This is a genomic window from uncultured Ellagibacter sp., from assembly GCF_934643285.1.
Taxonomy (GTDB): Bacteria; Actinomycetota; Coriobacteriia; order Coriobacteriales; family Eggerthellaceae; genus Ellagibacter.
The window spans coordinates 33090-49892 of the sequence record NZ_CAKUBT010000011.1; the positions used below are offsets into that span (position 1 = coordinate 33090).

General features: G+C 62.9%; 14 protein-coding genes. 6 read left to right on the top strand and 8 right to left on the bottom strand.

All coding sequences use genetic code 11. From position 1 onward, the window contains the following. Positions 1-47 precede the first annotated feature (47 nt). Positions 48-632: a nucleotidyltransferase family protein gene (locus tag Q0I65_RS06575; RefSeq protein ID WP_296061424.1), complete on the top strand. Its 585-nt coding sequence runs from the start codon at positions 48-50 to the stop codon at positions 630-632. 86 nt (positions 633-718) lie between these two features. Here the strand turns inward: Q0I65_RS06575 and Q0I65_RS06580 are convergent, their stop codons facing one another. The 6 genes from Q0I65_RS06580 to ifcE form a co-directional block, all read right to left on the bottom strand. After that, positions 719-2209 (bottom strand): nucleobase:cation symporter-2 family protein, encoded by a 1491-nt coding sequence (locus tag Q0I65_RS06580; RefSeq protein WP_296061426.1) that lies wholly within the window; start codon positions 2207-2209, stop codon positions 719-721. 122 nt (positions 2210-2331) lie between these two features. Then, positions 2332-3615: a [FeFe] hydrogenase H-cluster maturation GTPase HydF gene (hydF, locus tag Q0I65_RS06585; protein ID WP_296061429.1), complete on the bottom strand. Its 1284-nt coding sequence runs from the start codon at positions 3613-3615 to the stop codon at positions 2332-2334. 100 nt (positions 3616-3715) lie between these two features. Continuing rightward, positions 3716-5167 (bottom strand): [FeFe] hydrogenase H-cluster radical SAM maturase HydG, encoded by a 1452-nt coding sequence (gene hydG, locus Q0I65_RS06590; RefSeq protein WP_296061431.1) that lies wholly within the window; start codon positions 5165-5167, stop codon positions 3716-3718. 42 nt (positions 5168-5209) lie between these two features. Then, entirely contained in the window at positions 5210-6298 is a 1089-nt protein-coding gene (gene hydE / locus Q0I65_RS06595) for a [FeFe] hydrogenase H-cluster radical SAM maturase HydE (protein ID WP_296061433.1), read from the bottom strand. After that, complete coding sequence (locus Q0I65_RS06600) at positions 6299-8017, bottom strand: [FeFe] hydrogenase, group A (RefSeq protein ID WP_296061436.1); 1719 nt, start codon at positions 8015-8017, stop codon at positions 6299-6301. After that, positions 8010-9848, bottom strand: coding sequence for a putative FAD-dependent oxidoreductase IfcE (gene ifcE / locus Q0I65_RS06605; protein ID WP_296061438.1), 1839 nt, complete (start codon positions 9846-9848; stop codon positions 8010-8012). Before ifcE ends, Q0I65_RS06600 begins: the two co-directional genes overlap by 8 nt. A gap of 458 nt (positions 9849-10306) precedes the next feature. Here ifcE and Q0I65_RS06610 point away from each other — a divergent pair, with 458 nt between their 5' ends. The 5 genes from Q0I65_RS06610 to Q0I65_RS06630 all read left to right on the top strand — a co-directional run bounded on the left by Q0I65_RS06610 (position 10307) and on the right by Q0I65_RS06630 (position 15577). After that, complete coding sequence (locus Q0I65_RS06610; protein ID WP_296061441.1) at positions 10307-11107, top strand: SDR family oxidoreductase; 801 nt, start codon at positions 10307-10309, stop codon at positions 11105-11107. A 373-nt stretch (positions 11108-11480) separates the two neighbouring features. Continuing rightward, positions 11481-12041 carry a TetR/AcrR family transcriptional regulator gene (locus Q0I65_RS06615; RefSeq protein ID WP_296061444.1) on the top strand — a complete coding sequence of 187 codons (561 nt, stop codon included), beginning with the start codon at positions 11481-11483 and terminating at the stop codon, positions 12039-12041. 240 nt (positions 12042-12281) lie between these two features. Further along, positions 12282-12788 carry an HsmA family protein gene (locus Q0I65_RS06620; protein WP_296061446.1) on the top strand — a complete coding sequence of 169 codons (507 nt, stop codon included), beginning with the start codon at positions 12282-12284 and terminating at the stop codon, positions 12786-12788. Between the two features lie 268 nt (positions 12789-13056). Continuing rightward, a complete protein-coding gene (locus Q0I65_RS06625) occupies positions 13057-13968 on the top strand; it encodes an acetamidase/formamidase family protein (RefSeq protein WP_296061448.1) in 912 nt (303 codons plus the stop codon). 223 nt (positions 13969-14191) lie between these two features. Beyond that, positions 14192-15577: an APC family permease gene (locus Q0I65_RS06630; RefSeq protein ID WP_296061451.1), complete on the top strand. Its 1386-nt coding sequence runs from the start codon at positions 14192-14194 to the stop codon at positions 15575-15577. A gap of 232 nt (positions 15578-15809) precedes the next feature. On the opposite strand, the gene Q0I65_RS06635 is transcribed toward Q0I65_RS06630, so the two are convergent. Beyond that, on the bottom strand, positions 15810-16178 hold the full coding sequence (locus Q0I65_RS06635) for a 3-hydroxyisobutyrate dehydrogenase (protein WP_296061454.1): 369 nt from the start codon (positions 16176-16178) through the stop codon (positions 15810-15812). A 158-nt stretch (positions 16179-16336) separates the two neighbouring features. After that, on the bottom strand, positions 16337-16672 hold the full coding sequence (locus Q0I65_RS06640) for an HIRAN domain-containing protein (RefSeq protein WP_296061457.1): 336 nt from the start codon (positions 16670-16672) through the stop codon (positions 16337-16339). Positions 16673-16803: the final 131 nt, after the last annotated feature.

Here is a 16803-nt window from a genome sequence, read left to right on the forward strand (position 1 = left end):
ATTTGCAGAGGCGCCCCATCATGACCCACCCCGCCCGAGGACTCAGCATGAACCACGGATGCATCATCATGGCATCGGGTATGGGCACCCGCTTCGGGGGAAACAAGCTCATGACCGAGCTTTGCGGCGTGCCGCTTATCCAACACGTGTTGCGAGCAACCGAGGGCCTGTTCGCCAGGCGCGTCGTGGTCACGCGGCACTCGAACGTGGCGCGCCTGTGCGATGAGCTGGGAGTCGAAGTCGTTCTGCACAGCGAGCCGAAGCGAAACGACACCGTGCGCTTGGGGATGGAGATAATGACGGACTGCGACACGGTCACGTTCGTCCAAGGCGATCAGCCGCTCATCAGCGCGAACAGCCTCGCTGAGCTTCTTCGCCGCGCCGAGCGCTGCCCCGCGTGCATCTGGCGCGCAAGCTTTGAAGGCACGCCGGGCGCTCCCGTGCTCTTCCCCGCATGGACGTTCGACGAGCTGCGCTCGCTTCCCCCTGGCAAGGGCGGCGGCGTGGTGGCCAAGACCCACAAAGAGCGCGTGCGAACCGTTGAGGTTTCCAGCAAATGGGAGCTCTTCGATGTGGATACCCCCGACGACCTGCGAATTCTTCAGGAACATCTCGCAAGCGAAATCAGATAGGGACCAAAAAAGGCGCCTCGCGGAATCACTCCGCGAGGCGCCTTTCGCGCGTGCGTTGCTCCTGCGGTCTATCTGCAAGCTAGCCGCTAGGCGTTCGCGTCCGTTTTCGGGACAATCTCCTTGTCCTTGGGAAGCACGATGTTCAAGACGATGGCCACCGCCGCAGCAGCGACGATGCCGGAACCGCCGAAGATAAGGCTCACCATCTGGGGAGAGCCAGCCAGAATAGCGGGGTTTGCGCCAATACCGTAGCCCAAACCCAACGCCACCGACACGATGCTCAAGTTGCGCGGGGTCAGAGGGTCGCGCGTGATCAGCTGGATACCGCTCACCACGATGGACGCAAACATGATAACGGCCGCACCGCCCAAGACGGACTGCGGCATGATGGACACGACAGCACCCAGCTTCGGGCACAGACCGCATAGGATCAGGAAGACGGCGCCGCAGGCCAAAGCCTTGCGGTTCACCATCTTGGTCATGGTGACCAAGCCCACGTTCTGACTGAACGACGTGTTCGGCAGCACGCCGAAGAGAGCCGCGAAGCTCGAGCCCACGCCGTCACAGACCACGCCGCCGGAAAGCTCCTTGTCGGTCGCCTCGCGATCCATGCCGCCCTGCGTGACGCCGGAGATGTCGCCGACGGTCTCGACCGCCGTGACGATGAACATCACGAGCACCGGAGCGATGGCGCGCATGTCGAACACGGGCGCCACAGGCAGCGGGTTCGGGATGGCAAACCATGCCGCCGCAGCCACCTTATCCCAGTTCAGAACCCATGCCTTGGTGTACTCGACGCCCTCGGAGTTGATGCCTGTGGTGGGCAGCACCAGCCCCATGATGTCCGCGACGATATAGCCGACGATGATACCGACCAGGATGGAAGACGCGCTCACAAAGCCTGTCGTCGCATGCTTCACCGCCAGGATAACGACGAGAACGATAAGCGCCAGGCACAGGTTCTCAAGCGACCCGAAGTCCGCCGCGCTGTTGCCGCCGCCGAAGGCGTTAACGCCGACGCTGATGAGGCTGAGGCCAATGGAAAGGACGACAGTACCCGTGACGATAGACGGGAAGAAACGGCGCAGCGGCTTCAAGAAAAAGCCGAGCACGGCCTCGAACAGGCCGCCGATAATCGAAGCGCCCATAATGGCACCGTAGGCAACAAGGCCGCCGCCCATCGAGGCCGCCACGGAGTTGAACACGCCGATGAATCCCGAAGACGTTCCCATAATGATAGGAACCCTGCCGCCAACAGGCCCGATACCGAAAAGCTGGACTAAGGTCACAACGCCTGCGATCCACATGGCGTTCTGCAGCAGCGACAACTGGACATCGGCGAACTCGGCACCCGCCAGGCCGCACGCTCCCGTCACGATCAAAAGCGGCGTCAGGTTACCCACGAACATGGCCAGGACATGCTGCAAGCCCAGGGGAATCGCCTGGGCCAGGGGCATGTCGCCCTCAAACGAGAACACGCCCAGCGACCTCGCGCTGCCGGACGTCTCCTCCGAAGAAGCGGCCGCGGGCTTCTCTCCCGAAGCTTCAGACGCCGCCTCTTGTTTTTCCTCCACCATCTGCATCCCTCTCTAAAAGGACAGTAAAGTGAGAAAATAACACCGCAGGGCGCGCATTTGAAGAAGCATCGGGGAATTTTCCACGTAGGGTCTTTAATTCCGCCCCTTGGTTCGGACCCGCGTCACATAAGCGGCCGCAAGCTGCGCTCCAAGATGCCGTGCACGCAGGCGATCGCCGCGCCGTAGTTCACCATGGGCGTGCCGCTTTTCGCCGCCACGCTCTGGCGCCAGCGCATTTCCTTCTCGTTGAGCATGCACCCGCCGCAGTGGACCACCACGTCGTAGCCGCTCACATCGTCGGGGAACCCGCGCCCCTGCGTGAACTCGAACGTCGGGTTCGCTCCGCAATGGCTGCGGATCCACGCGGGCATCTTCACCGTGCCAATGTCCTCGCACTGGCGATGGTGCGTGCAGCCCTCCGAGATGAGCACGCGGCTCTCGTCAGTGAGCGCGCCGAGCGCCGAGGTACCTTCCACAAGCGTGTGCAAATCGCCCTTGTAGCGGGCCATGAGAAGGGAAAACGACGTGAGCGGCGTCGTTTCCGCAACGATACGCGCAACCTTTTGGAATGCTTGCGAGTCGGTGATCACGAGGCGGATGTCGCCAACCGCCGCCATGAGGTCGGCAAGCTCTTCGGGCTGGCAGACGAGAGCGCTCGCATGGGCATCGAGGACGTCGCGCAGAACGAGCTGCTGCGGCAAGATGATGCGGCCCTTCGGCGCCGACGAGTCGATGGGCACGACGAGCACCACCTTGTCGCCCGGCGAGAGCAGGTCGGCCACAACGCGGCGCTCACGCGTTGCCGAGCCGCGCACGTGCGCGAGGGCCTCTTTCAACTCGGTTATGCCCGCGCCCGTGCGTGCGCTTGCGAGCACCTCCGCGCGAGCTGGGGAAACAGGGGCGGGGGCAGCATCGGGGGCAGCGACGACCTGGGGGGTAGGAGCGGCAGCGGCGCCCGATGCGGCTCTCCCGATAACGCCATCTGAACCCGCGGCCGCCTCTTCCCCAGGCAGAAGGTCGGCCTTGTTGCGCACCACGATGAATGGCAGCCCGAGCTCCTCGAACAGGGAAAGAAGCTCGCGCTCGGCGGCGAGAGGTTCGCGCGTGGCGTCGGTCACGAGCACAGCCACGTCACAGCTGCGCAAGGTCTCGCGCGTCCGCTCGACGCGGCGCGCGCCCAGCTCACCGACGTCGTCGATGCCGGGGGTGTCCACAATGTCGACCGGCCCGAGCGGCAGAAGCTCCATGGCCTTGCGCACTGGGTCGGTCGTGGTGCCCGCGACATCGCTCACGAGCGCCACCTGCTGCCCGCACACCGCGTTCACCAGGCTCGACTTCCCCGCATTTCGCATGCCGAAGAACCCGATCCGCACGCGCTCGCCCGAAGGCGTCTCGTTCAATCCCATGTCGAAGCCGTCCTTTCGCCTTGTCATCGCCACTCATCGCGCCCGCGCCGCGGGTCGCAGGTCGCGAGTCGCGCGCCTTCCGCACCGCGCGAAAACCCCGTTAGAACCTCAAATCGCGCTCGCCCTTGTGCACGACCGCCGAAATCGCCTCAGCACACTGGCGGCGCCGCTTCTCGTCCTCGACCTTCTGCAACTCGCGCTCGATGAGCGCAAAGCCCTTTTGGGAGGTGTCGGGCTTGGCGTAATCGGTCAGGTACTCCGCAAGCGTGACGAGCGCGTTGGGGTGACAGTAATTCAAGATTTGCCCGCTTTTGCAGAAGCTCATGAACCGATCGCCCGTGCGCCCCGCGCGGTAGCACGCCGTACAGAAGCTGGGGACATGCTCCTGGTCGATCAGCCACGAGACCACGTCGTCGAGCGTGCGCTGGTCGCTCACGTCGAACTGCTCGGTGTCGTGCGGGCGCGCCTGCTCGGTGTAGCCGCCCACGCTCGTGCGGCTCCCGCCCGAGATCTGGCTGATGCCGTAGCGCAGCGCGCGCTCCCGCACCGCCTGGCTCTCGCGCGTGGAGATGATCATGCCCGTGTAGGGCACCGTGATGCGGATGAGCGCGATGATCTTCTCGAACATCTCGTCGGGAATGCCGTTGTCGAACACGTCGGGATCGATATCCATGGCGGGCTTCACGCGCGGCACGCTGATGGTGTGCGGGCCCACGCCGTGGACGGCCTCCAGATGCTCCGCGTGCATGATGAGGCCCACGAATTCGTAGCGATAGCTCTCGAGCCCGAACAGCACGCCCAAGCCCACGTCGTCGATGCCGCCCTCCATCGCGCGGTCCATCGCCTCGGTGTGCCAGTTGTAGTCGCTTTTCGGCCCCGTCGGGTGCAGGCGCTTGTAGCCCTCCTTGTTGTACGTTTCCTGGAACAGGATATACGTACCGATCTCGGCCTTCTTGAGCATGCGGTACTCGTCCACCGTCGTAGCGGCGATGTTCACGTTTACGCGGCGGATGGCGCCGTTTTTGTGCTTGATGGAATAGATGGTGTCCATCGACTCCAAGATGTACTCGATGGGGTTGTGCTTCGGGTCCTCGCCCGCCTCGATGGCCAGGCGCTTGTGGCCTATGTCCTGCAGCGCGATGACCTCGGCGCGAATCTCGTCCTGCGTGAGCTTGCGGCGCGGAATCTCGCGGTTCTTGGCGTGATAGGGGCAGTACAGGCAGCTGTTCACGCAGTAGTTCGACAGGTACAGCGGCGCGAACAAAACGATGCGGTTGCCGTAATAGGCCTGCTTGATGTCGTGCGCAAGCTGCTTGATGGCGGCGTTCACCCCCGCATCCTCGCAGGCCAGAAGCACGCTCGCCTCGCGATGGGTGATCATGGCTCCGTGCTCGTTGGCCGGATGCAGGTGGGGCTTGCACTTCTCCAGAATGTCGTAGCACAGCTGCAGGTCATCCTTGTGCGCATCGGCGAAGGCGAGTGTCTCCAAGATCTCCTCGTCGTTGATGAACTCATCGGCGCAGAGCGATTTCGGGTTATACGAATACCCCATAGGGTCCTTCTTTCTTCAGTGCTTTCAAGCGCCCGACGGCGATCACGTCTCGGGCAGGGGCGCCATATCGCCGCGATCGACGACGAGCTCGTAGCCGATCGATAGCATGCGCGTGCCCAAACAACCGCGGCATTCCGCAGCCTCTTCGCCCGTGCATATCTTGTTATCGTACAAATCGTAGTCTTTGCGGCGATTAACCGGCGAAAGGTTCGGCATCACGACGTTGGCGCCGGAAAGGATGCCCCGCTCGCGCCCATCGGGAGCAATCGTGCCGAGCGCCGTGGTTGCGGGAAGCAGCACATTCGGCTTGATGAGCCTGATGATCGACAGCAGATAGCACGTGAGTTCCGCCGTGCCTGGCGCAAAGGTGGAAAACGGCGTCGCATGGTGCGGCACGAACGGGCCGATGCCGCACATCTCGGGCTGGAACCGCTCGATGAATTGCAGGTCGCACGCAAGATCGGTCGCGGTTTGGAACGGCGCGCCCACCATGAAGCCGGCACCCACCGCGTATCCGATCTCGCGCAGATCGGACAGGCAGCGCATGCGGTTTTCAAGCGACATCTCGGCGGGATGCCAACGCCTGTAGAGCGTGGGGCTTGCCGTCTCGTGACGCAACAGGTAACGTTCGGCGCCCGCTTCATGCAGACGCTCGTAGCTCTCGCGGCTTCGCTCGCCGAACGACAGCGTAATCGCGCAGTCGGGATGCGCCGCCCGAATACGGCCGATGATGCCGCAGAGCACGTCGTCGGTGAAGAAGGGGTCTTCCCCGCCCTGCAAAACGAACGTGCGAAATCCCAGCTCGTAGCCTGTGTCCGCACATTCGACGATCTCGTCGGCGGAGAGGCGGTAGCGGCGTGCAGAGACGTTCGACCGGCGGATGCCGCAGTACAGGCAATCGTTCTTGCAGAAGCTCGACACCTCGATGAGCCCGCGGGTGAACACCTTCGTGCCGTATACCCGCCTGCGCACGGCATCGGCGCGACTCGCAAGCTCACGGGCCGTGCCGGGCGTGCGCTGCGCGATGAGCCGCTCGTATTCGCCAAGCGAAAGCGAGCGGGTGCGGCACAGCTTGTCGATGAGGAGCGCGAGCCCCTCATCGGCTTCACTGCTATGTAAGTCGTGGGGCACCTAGATATCCCACGTAAGCTGATCGGTGTGGAGCAGCTCCTCGGCCTTCTCGGAAAGCGGGCGGCCGTAGAGTCTCTCGTAGAGTGCCGCGATATCGGGGTTCTCGTGCGAGTAGCGCAGCACGTCGGCCCCGTCGAGCGAGTTGAGCACCTCAGCACGCTCGCGCGCAAGCTCCTGGTTGAAGGCGATCGGCTGCCCGCCGCCGCCCACGCACCCGCCCGGGCAGGCCATGATCTCGACGAAGTCGTAGCTTGCCTCGCCCGATTCGAGCGCGTCGAGCAGCGCCGCCGTATTCTCCAGGCCGCTCGCGATGGCGATGCGAAGCTGCAGGCCCGCGATCTCGAGCGTCTTGTCGACCCAGGGCTTATCGGGCGTCGCCGCCGTGGTGTCGCATGTGCTGAAGTCGGGGTTTTCGCCCGTGAGAAAGAACGCGGCCGAGCGAAGCGCCGCTTCCATCACGCCACCCGTGCGCCCGAAGATGGTTCCCGCGCCCGTGGAGGTTCCCAGCGGGTCGTCGAACTTCTGCTCGGGCAGCGCGGCACAGTCCACGCTGAACATGCGCAGCATGCGATCGAACTCGCGCGTGGTGAGCACGGCATCGACATCCTGGCCAGCCTCTGAGGACAGCTGCGGGACGCCCGCCTCGTATTTCTTGGCGACGCACGGCATAACGGAGACGACGAAGATGCGTTTTCCCTGCTCGACAGCTTGTTCGGACAGAATCGCCTTCGCCGTGGCGCCCAGCATCTGGTGCGGGGACTTGCTCGAGGAGAGCTGCGCGACAAACTGCGGGTAGTGCAGCTTAGCGAAGCGCACCCAGCCCGGGCAGCAGCTCGTGAACATGGGCCGCGGCTTGCCTTCCTTGACCCATTCGATGAACTCGTTCGCTTCCTCCATAATGGTGAGGTCGGCGGCGAAGTCGGTGTCGTAGACGTAGTCGAAGCCGAGCGCGCGCAATGCCGACACCATGCGGCCCTGCGTGGCCTGCTCGCGGGCAAGGCCCACGCCCTCGCCCCACGCCGAGCGGATGGCGGGCGCGACCTGGACCACCGTTATCGTCTGGGGATCGGCAAGCGCCGCGAGCACATTGTCGGTGTCGTCGCGCGCAGTGAGGGCGCCCGTCGGACAATGGGTGATGCACTGGCCGCAGAGAGCACAGCCCGCATCGGCGATGTGCGCACCGCCAGCGACCCGCACGCCCCGATAGGAGGCAGGGCCGGACATCTCCCACACCGAGCAGTGCTGCACCTTGGCGCACTCGGCAACGCAGCGCATGCAGCGGATGCATTTGGTGGCGTCGCGCTGCAAGGGGAATTCCCCATCCCACGCTTCGAAGTCAAACACGGGGTCGCGCTCGAGGTCCGCCACGCCGAGCGAGTTCGCGAGATTTTGCAGCGCGCAGGTACCGCTGCGCTTGCACGTGGTGCATTCGCTACGATGACCTGCGAGAATGGTCTTCACGTTCTGGCGACGGGCGGAGATGGCGCGCGGGGTCGCCGTGCGCACGGCCATACCGTCGAACACGGGGGTGTTGCAGGCGGCGGCCAGGCCGTCCTGCCCTTCGACCTCGACCACGCACACGCGGCACGAGCCGATCTCGTTAATCTTCGCCATATAGCACAGCGTCGGGATGTCGACGCCGGCGAGCTTCGCGGCATCCAAGATGGTGGAGCCCTCGGGGACCTCTACGGCCACACCGTCGATGGTAACCTTACACATATTGGACCCTTCCCTCGTCAAGAACACCGCAGCCGAAATGGTCGCAACGCAGGCAGCGACGCGCCTCTTGGAATGCCTCTTCGGGCGACATCTCGACCTCGACCGCGCCGAAATCGCCCTTGCGCTCGCGCGCGGGGCGCTCCACGATGTTCACGCGGCCGCAGGGCTGACGCCAGTTCGCAGCCGCGGGAGGAACCTCAACGCCGCAATCGAGCTCGTGGTTGAATCCCAGGAAATCATCGATGTTGCGCGCAGCCACCTTGCCAGCGCCGATGGCGATGATCACGGTCTTCGGGCCCACCTGGCAGTCGCCGCCCACAAACACGTTGTCGAGCGAACCCACCGATTTCAAGCCGTCGTCCGCCTCGAAGTAGGTGCGATCGGCCTGCATGCCCGCCTCTTCGAACGGCGCGCTCTCGATGTCTTGCCCCACGGCGATGAGCACCACGTCGGCGGGCACGCGAACAAGCGGCTTGTCCGCCTTCTGCGGAGCTGGGCGGCCGCGCTTCACGGGCCCGATGAACTGCGGCTGAGCGTACAGTGCCACCGCGCGCCCGTCTTCAACCTCGATGTGGTCGGGCGCCTGAAGAGTCATCATCTCGACGCCTTCCTGCATGGCGGAGTCGATTTCCGCACGCAGCGCCGTCATGTCCTCGAGACGGCGGCGATAGGCGACCGTCACGCTCGCAGCACCGGCTCGCACGCTCGTGCGCGCGCAGTCCATGGCGACGTTGCCGCCACCGACGACCACCACGTTCTTGCCCGTGAAGTCGGGGTACTCGCCATCGCCGATCTTGGTGAGCAGGTCGACTGCGCTCATCACGCCCTCGGCGTCGGCCCCATCGAGCTTTAAGGTCTTGCCGCCCTGGGCGCCGATGGCCACATACACCGCGTCGTATTCTTCCGAAAGAAGGCGCATGCTCTCGGCATCGATGCGGCACTCCGTGTGCACAGTGACGTTGCCCGCCGACACGATGGCGCGGATGTCCTCGTCGAGACGCTCGCGCGGGAAGCGGTACGCCGGGATGCCGTAGCGCATCATGCCGCCAAGCTGCTTGCGCATCTCGAGCACGTGCACCTCATGTCCCATAAGGGCGCAGAAGTATGCGCAGGTCAGGCCAGAGGGGCCGCCGCCCACTACGGCGATCTTCTTGCCCGTGGGCGCGGCGGGGGCGGGAGTCGGCACCTGATCGGCGGCGAGCTGGTCGACCGCGAACTTCTTGATGCCCCGGATGTTGATCGGCGCATCGACGAGCGTGCGGCGGCAGCGATTCTCGCACGGATGCTCGCACACGAACGCGCACGCCGTGGGGAACGGGTTGTCCTTGCGAATCATGCCGATTGCCCCAGCATAGTCGCCCGAGCCCGCAAGCGCGATGTAGGCAGGCACGTTCACGTGTGCCGGGCACAGCGTTTCGCACGGCACCGTCTGCGCGACGCCTTCGCGGCATTTCCCCTGCTTGACGTGGCTTTCGAACTCTTCGCTAAACGCATCGAGACCAGCGAGGAGCACTTCGGCTGCATGCCAGCCGATGGCGCAGTCGGCGGTGTCGCGCACGACTACGGCCTGGGCGCGGATTTCCTCGAGCGCATCGAGCTCGGCGTCGAACGCGAGCACCTCTTCGAGCAGCATCTCGATATGGGCTATGCCCTCGCGGCACGGCACGCACTTGCCGCACGTTTGGCATCCGCCCGCACGCAGCAGGTCGAGCTGCATCGCCACGGCGCACATGCCAGGCGGCGTGGCCTCCACCCTGCGCTCGTACTCGTCCAAAAACGTTGCGAACTTGGCGTCGTCTTTGGCACGTGGCGCGACCGATAGTCTTGCCATATGACCCCCCTCATCGCTTGAGTGATGAAATGTGATAAGATGTGACACGCATGTGACATGCGCCACTCTCACGATTTCCCACCCTACCATTTCGGCATCAAAGCCCGCAAACCCCAATCAGCCGAAGCGGGAATCTGCAGCCACCAGTGGCATAGGGGTTTGCAAGCGCACCGTTATCACCCGTTGCGACATCTCTCCTTCCCCTTTCTCTTCCTGCCGCGCGAGCACGCTTTATCTGCTTCGCTTCCTCGTTATTCTCAATGCAGGATTGTCGCTGCTTGAGGGACGCCGCCCGCGCCTCGTTCCCCCCGCCTTCTTCCCCCGCCCATCGCGCATGACGGGCAGAATCTACCGCTGGGCAAGCTCGCAGGAATTGATTGCTACCTCGCAAGCCACATATGGCTAGAATCAGCCCATACCCCAATCGCAGGGGGAATCCCCATCAATAAGGAGGACCCATGGGCTTCTACAGTGGAAAGACCGCCATCGTCACGGGTGCCGGCTTCGCGGCACTGAAGGACGGCTCCGCCGGATCGATCGGCTACGGCATCGCCACGGCGTTCGCCAAGGAAGGCGCGAACCTCGTCATCACCGGCCGCAACGAGAAGAAACTCAACGCCGCGAAGGAGAAGCTCGAGAGCGCTTACGGCATCGAAGTGCTGACCGCGCAGGCAGACATCAACGCGTCCGCCGACAACAAGGCGATTGCGCAGGGCGTCGTCGACGAGGCGATGGCCAAGTTCGGGCGCATTGATTTCCTCGTGAACAACGCGCAGGCGTCCGCGTCGGGCGTTACGCTCGCCGACCACACCCCCGAGCAGTTCGATCTCGCCATCTACTCCGGCCTCTACGCAGCCTTCTACTACATGCAGGCCTGCTACCCGCATCTTAAGGAGACGAAGGGTTCCGTCGTAAACTTCGCGAGCGGCGCCGGCCTGTTCGGCAACTACGGGCAGTGCGCCTACGCCGCCGCGAAGGAAGGCATCCGCGGTCTGACGCGCGTCGCGGCAACCGAGTGGGGCCCGGACGGCATCAACGTGAACATCGTGTGCCCGCTTGCGTGGACCGCCGCCTTGGAGAACTTCAAGGAGCAATACCCCGAGGCCTACGAGGCCAACGTCCACATGCCGCCGATGGGCCACTATGGCAACGTCGAGACCGAGATCGGCCGTGCGGTCGTTCAGCTCTGCGGCCCCGACTTCAAGTTCATGAGCGGCGAGACCATCACGCTCGAAGGCGGCATGGGCCAGCGCCCGTAAGCTGCTTCTGCCGCGTGTCCCCAAACCTCCGCGAACGACTTTTCGAGAATCAACGCGAACGCCCGAGGCGCAGGTCGGTTGAACCCGACACGCCCCGGGCGTTTTGCGTCACGAGGTTGCGCGCGCGACGGCCCCCAACTCCGCCCGACCCCGTCCCATGTGCGACCACTCGCACCCCCTTCTCGCACGCGGCGGCACCCATTCCCATCCCAGTTTCGCCCGCCCCTCTTCGCCGCTTGAATTAGAATAGGCGCGTCCTTGTTCGCCCACGGGAAGCACTCGGCGACGCGATGCCGTCCGGAGTGCTCGACACGCGTCCCTGTTCGCCCAGGGGAAGCACGCACCCCAGGCACGTCCACTCGGAAGGAGCGCGATGAAGCCATCGATATCCCGCGAGGAACTGCTCGCACGCGCTTACGAAACCGCAGACAAATACGGCCTTGCCTCGCTTTCGGTTAGGGGCCTTGCAACGGGATGCGACGTGAGCGTGGGAACCATCTACAACTACTTCTCTTCTAAGACCGAGCTGACCACCGCCACCGCGGAGCTGTACTTCAAGCGCGCCTTCTTCGAGGAATTCTGCCATCCCTCCGACGACGAGCGCTACCTTGATTACTGCGTGCGCATGTTCGAGAGCATGGTCAAGACGCTCGAGCACTTCAGAATCCATTGGCTCAAAGGGGCTGATTCGCTTCCCGCAGCGGAAAAGGCCGCCGCTCACCTTCGCGAGGAAAAAAGTTTCGGCCACATTCGCGACGGCCTGATCACCATATTCGAAAACGATGCCGCAATCAGGCCCGACCGCCCTGAATGCCTGAGCGCCGAAGCGGTGAGCGAATTCACCTTGAGAAACGTCCTTGCGGAGCTGAGAAGCGAAAAACCCGACTGCTCGGTGCTGTTCGCCATGCTCGACAAGGCCCTCTACGAAGAGTAGCCCAGCGCCGCAGCCTGGCTCCGCCACCTGGTGCATCGCCCAATCCAGAGGCGTCGGCCCGCGCGCATACACTCCCCAGAGACACCCAGTAAGCTAAGCGGGCCGACCCTCCCGATTCAGCGCCGCGACCCGCGCCTGAACATCTGCCCGTAGATGTTCAGGCCCATCTCCCTCAAGATTCTTTTCGGCGAAACGAGCTGGCTCGCCACCAAGGAAACAATCTTGAAAGGACGCATCGTTATGGGTATGCAAATGGGTTCGAGCATGGGGATGGTAATCTTCGCCGCGGCGGTGATTTCCCTGGCACTGGTCTTCTACACGATCGGCGTTTTCGCCGAGCGCCGGTCGGGCACCTTGAAGCCGAAGCACTTGGCGCTTTTCTGGACGGGCTTCGTCTTCGACACCACCGGAACCACGGTCATGACCCTCGTCGCAAGCGCGAACACCGGCGCGGGATCGCAGCTCCACGCAATCACCGGCGGCCTGGCGCTTTCGCTCATGCTGTTCCACGCCGTGTGGGCCACCATCGTCGTCATTCGCGGCAACAACCGTTCGAAGGCGAACTTCCATCGCCTGAGCATCTGCGTGTGGTTGTTCTGGCTGATCCCGTACGGCGTCGGGGCGCTGATCGGCATGCCGATGTTCCACTTGACCGACGCGATGGCGCTTACCGCCGCCATTGCCGTGGTGCTTGTTTTGGGCATCTTCTTCTGCTTGAAGGCCAACAAGGTGCGCCTGCATCGATAGAAGGAACGCCACCTCGGCTGAAGCCCGGCACCGCCGAGGTGAGAAATCGCCCGACCCCCGTCCCGCGACCTATCCCACGGCCTGTCCCGCGGTCCGCCCCGCCCCTGCCCCGCCCACTGACTCCTGTCCCACGCCGAGGCGATACGCGCCGCGATGCCGATAAGGTGTAGAATCGCCTCATCGGCATCGGCGTCGCAAGCGGAAAGCCCCACGGCAGCCCCGCGGCACAACCTCACGATGCCATGCAGCCAACGAAAGGATGAGCATCATGCAGGTTATCACCGACCAGGTCACCGTGTTCTCGAAGGACAACAAGCCGTGCGCCACCGCCAAGCCGGGCGAAGTGCTGCTGTTCAAGACGCTCGATTGCTTCAGCAACCGCATCCCCGACGAGCAGACGACAATGGCCGACCTGGATTACTCCTACGGCTTCGCAAATCCCGCCGCCGGCCCCGTCTACATCGAAGGTGCGGAACCCGGCGACGTGCTCGTCGTCGACATCTTCGACGTGGAAGTCACCGATGAGGGAACCATCGCCACCGACGACCATTGCGGCCCGCTCTTCGAGACGACGGGCTATCGCACCAAAAAGATTCCCATCAAAGACGGCATGGCCACGTTCAACGAGGTCAGCTTCCCCATCGACCCGATGATCGGCGTCATCGGCACGGCGCCTTCCGGCCCCGACGTCATCGACGGCTTCGTCGGCAGCCACGGCGGCAACATGGACAACAAGAAGATCACCAAGGGCACGCGCCTGTACTTCCCCGTCCGCGTCCCCGGCGCGCTCCTGCAGATGGGCGACGTTCACGCCACGATGGGCGACGCCGAGCTGTGCGGCACCGGCATCGAGATCCCGGCGGAAATCACCTGCCGCGTGCAGCTGGTGAAGGACTTCGAGCTGAACTGGCCGGTGCTCGAAACCTTCGGCGAGGGCGGCAAGTGGTACGTGAACAGCTGCGGCGAGCATTACGAGCAGGCACTCATGAACGGCTCGAAGGAGCTGCAGCACCTGCTGATGCGCGTCACGGGCTGGGATGCCGTGGAAACCTACATGTACATGTCGGTGCAAAGCGACGTCGAAGTGAACCAAGGCTGCGAGCCGTGCGAGGTCGACGTGTCGCTGCGCATCGGCACCCCGAAGCTGCCGCAGTTCCCCGTGCTGATTCCCCAGCCGTAAGGTTTTCCACTTCCGCGGCATAGGCGGCGGAAGGCCGAGGGCGCAAAAAAATAACCACTCACCAAGAAATGGTTGCCGTTCCGTTCGAATCGGCAACCATTTCGCTATTTAGTGAACAATCCATTGCTTTATCGTGCTAAAGTCTGCCCTATTACTCAGAGCCGGATAGCGCTTCTGGCCCTGCGTAATGCTTTTTCCTATCGAGATAATGAAAGGAAGGGAAATGGCAGAGCAGAAAGTCTCCGCAGAAAGCGGAGGAATCGAGGCCTTCGGCTACAAGCAGGAGCTGCGCCGCGGCCTCACGCTGAAAGACGTCATTCTCTACGGCGTGTTGTTCATGGTTATCATCGCGCCGCAGTCGATTTACGGTGAGATTCAGCAGGAATCCGGCGGTATGACCCCGCTGGTGTACATCATCGGCTTCATCGCCATCAGCTTCACCGCAATGGGCTACATGCACATGTCGAAGCGCTTCCCCATCGCGGGTTCGGTGTACTCCTACGTGCAGCGCGGCATCAACCCCCATGTCGGCTTCATTGCCGGCTGGCTTATCCTTTTGGACTACATCTTCGTCCCCTCGCTTCTTCTGGTTATGGTGGCGAACTGGGGTGTAGCGCTCATCCCAGGAAGCCCCTGGTATCTGTGGGTCCTCGTGTTCGTGGCGTTCAACACAATCGTCAACATCCGAGGCATCACCATGCAGAAGGGCGTCGACTGGGTCATCTTCGCAATCGAGATCCTCGCGGTCATCGCCTTCATCGCCCTGGGCACGAATTTCATCTTAGGTGGCGGCGGCTCCGGCGAGTTCACCATGGACCCGATCTACCAGCCCGGCAAGGTCGATGTGCACTTCATCGCGGCGGCTTGCTCCATCGCGTGCCTGTCGTTCCTCGGCTTCGACGGTATGTCCACGCTCGCTGAGGAAACCGAGAAGCCCGAAAAGACCATCGGCAAGGGCATCATCATCGCTCTGTGCATCATGGTCGTCGTGTTCGTCGCGCAGACCTACATCGCCGCGCTCATCCAGCCCGATTGGCAGAACATCGACCCTGAAATGGGCTTCTTCGACGCCGCTCTGGCCTGCGGCGGCCCCGTCTTCTACAAGCTGCTGCTCATCGTGAACATCGTGGCCGTGGGCATCGCGAACATCATGAACGCGCAGACCGCGTCCGCCCGCCTGCTTTATTCCATGGGCCGCGACGGCGTGATCCCGCGCGCGTTCGGCAAGGTGCACCCGAAGTTCCAGACGCCCTGGTTTGCCGCTATCGCAATCGGCTGCGTCTCGCTCGTCCTGCCACTGTTCCTCGACATGGCAACGCTGTCCCGCTTCGTCAACTTCGGCGCGCTGTCCTCGTTCGTGCTGCTGAACATCGCCGTGTTCGTCTTCTTCTTCATCAAGGAGAAGAAGCGCAACAGCTTCGGCGACATCGTGAAGTACCTGATCTGCCCGGTCCTCGGCGTACTCATCCTGTTGTACGTGTTCACCGGCTTCGACGTGCCGACCTACATCGTGGGCGTCGCATGGCTCGTCATCGGCCTTATCATCGGTGCCGTGAAATCGAAGGGCTATAAGGAAGTCCCCGAGGCTTTCAAGAATCTGGAAGTGTAGCGCTTAGCCGAGTTGTTCGGGCTTAAACTTCGCTTTTAGCAAGGCGCCTCGCAGGTAGCTGCAAGGCGCATCCAACAGGCCGCGTGTTCCGCACACGCGGCCTGTTTTGCATTTGCAGGAAAGGCAAGGGAAAGGCGAGGTTGCCAAATCCCCTCCTATCGTGCACAAAACAAAAGCGCGCGGACCTTGAAGGACCCGCGCGCTCGATGCATAGTTTGCGACGTGAGATGTATTACAGCTCGATGCCTCCGAACTTCGCAAGCAGTTCGGAGGCGGCGGCGCAAGAAGGGCAATTGCAATACTTGGCGCCCGCTTCCTTGCGCGCGAGCTGCGCTTCGAGCATTTTCGCGGCGGCCTCTTCGCCCATCATTTCCTTCGCCGGGCCCTGGGCGAACGCGATAACGCCATCGATCGTGGTGGGACGCCCCTCAAGGAAGTCGAGCAGCTTGGTGGTCGCAGCCTCAACAGCGGCGTCACTGCTGTCGGCGGCAACAGCGTCTTTCCAGGCAGCAGCCGCGTCCTTGGTGTCCTGCTTGCTCGTGTCAGCAGTGGCGAGGATGCCCGCGCGCTCGGCAACGTAATCGAACAGTTCCTTCTCCATGATGAACCTCCTTGGTTGCGCTTGTAATCCCACGATTATTATAGGATGTCGGCTGCGCGATCCAAGGCGTCATCCCGAGAAAACCGAAGGAGACATGCCGTCGAGGGTCTTCGGAAACCGCCAAAAGCCCTTTCCCGAACAGCTCGCCTCGCCTTGCACTATTCCCCTTTCACCTTGTCGGTCATGTAAAGCCCGACGCGAACCTGATTCCAGGTTTCAGCCTTCTTGTCCACCTTAAGAATGCGGCACTCAAGCACGTCGTCGTGGCCGAAGCGGAGCAACTGGGCTGCAAGGCCGTTCTGATCACGGGGAATGTAGCCGAGCTTCACGTCCTTGCGATAGATGGCGACGGCATTGGGGTCCGCCGGATTGTGCGGCTCCGCGACAAGGCGCAGCTTCTTGCCCAGCTTGAGCTTGGAAATCACCTTTGCGCCATCCCAGTAACGCATGCCGGCAATGTTGAAATCCGCGACGTAACGAGAACTTGAGCCCATGATCGCAGCCGTCCTTCCTTCTCCTCTTCTGCCCTTCTCAATGTAGTTGCCATTCTATCGGGCCGACAAAATATGCCTGTCCTTGCTATCGGACACGGAAACCATGGGACACCCTTCTTCCCATCTGCTAC

What these genes read in the sequence shown, in the direction of transcription:
- Q0I65_RS06610 (WP_296061441.1), top strand. Translation starts at nt 10,307, where the DNA reads ATGGGCTTCTACAGTGGAAAGACCGCCATCGTCACGGGTGCCGGCTTC.
- Q0I65_RS06630 (WP_296061451.1), top strand. Translation starts at nt 14,192, where the DNA reads ATGGCAGAGCAGAAAGTCTCCGCAGAAAGCGGAGGAATCGAGGCCTTC.
- Q0I65_RS06580 (WP_296061426.1), bottom strand. Translation starts at nt 2,209, where the DNA reads ATGGTGGAGGAAAAACAAGAGGCGGCGTCTGAAGCTTCGGGAGAGAAG.
- ifcE (WP_296061438.1), bottom strand. Translation starts at nt 9,848, where the DNA reads ATGGCAAGACTATCGGTCGCGCCACGTGCCAAAGACGACGCCAAGTTC.
- Q0I65_RS06640 (WP_296061457.1), bottom strand. Translation starts at nt 16,672, where the DNA reads ATGGGCTCAAGTTCTCGTTACGTCGCGGATTTCAACATTGCCGGCATG.
- hydF (WP_296061429.1), bottom strand. Translation starts at nt 3,615, where the DNA reads ATGGGATTGAACGAGACGCCTTCGGGCGAGCGCGTGCGGATCGGGTTC.
- Q0I65_RS06600 (WP_296061436.1), bottom strand. Translation starts at nt 8,017, where the DNA reads ATGTGTAAGGTTACCATCGACGGTGTGGCCGTAGAGGTCCCCGAGGGC.
- hydG (WP_296061431.1), bottom strand. Translation starts at nt 5,167, where the DNA reads ATGGGGTATTCGTATAACCCGAAATCGCTCTGCGCCGATGAGTTCATC.
- Q0I65_RS06625 (WP_296061448.1), top strand. Translation starts at nt 13,057, where the DNA reads ATGCAGGTTATCACCGACCAGGTCACCGTGTTCTCGAAGGACAACAAG.
- Q0I65_RS06620 (WP_296061446.1), top strand. Translation starts at nt 12,282, where the DNA reads ATGGGTATGCAAATGGGTTCGAGCATGGGGATGGTAATCTTCGCCGCG.
- Q0I65_RS06575 (WP_296061424.1), top strand. Translation starts at nt 48, where the DNA reads ATGAACCACGGATGCATCATCATGGCATCGGGTATGGGCACCCGCTTC.
- Q0I65_RS06635 (WP_296061454.1), bottom strand. Translation starts at nt 16,178, where the DNA reads ATGGAGAAGGAACTGTTCGATTACGTTGCCGAGCGCGCGGGCATCCTC.
- Q0I65_RS06615 (WP_296061444.1), top strand. Translation starts at nt 11,481, where the DNA reads ATGAAGCCATCGATATCCCGCGAGGAACTGCTCGCACGCGCTTACGAA.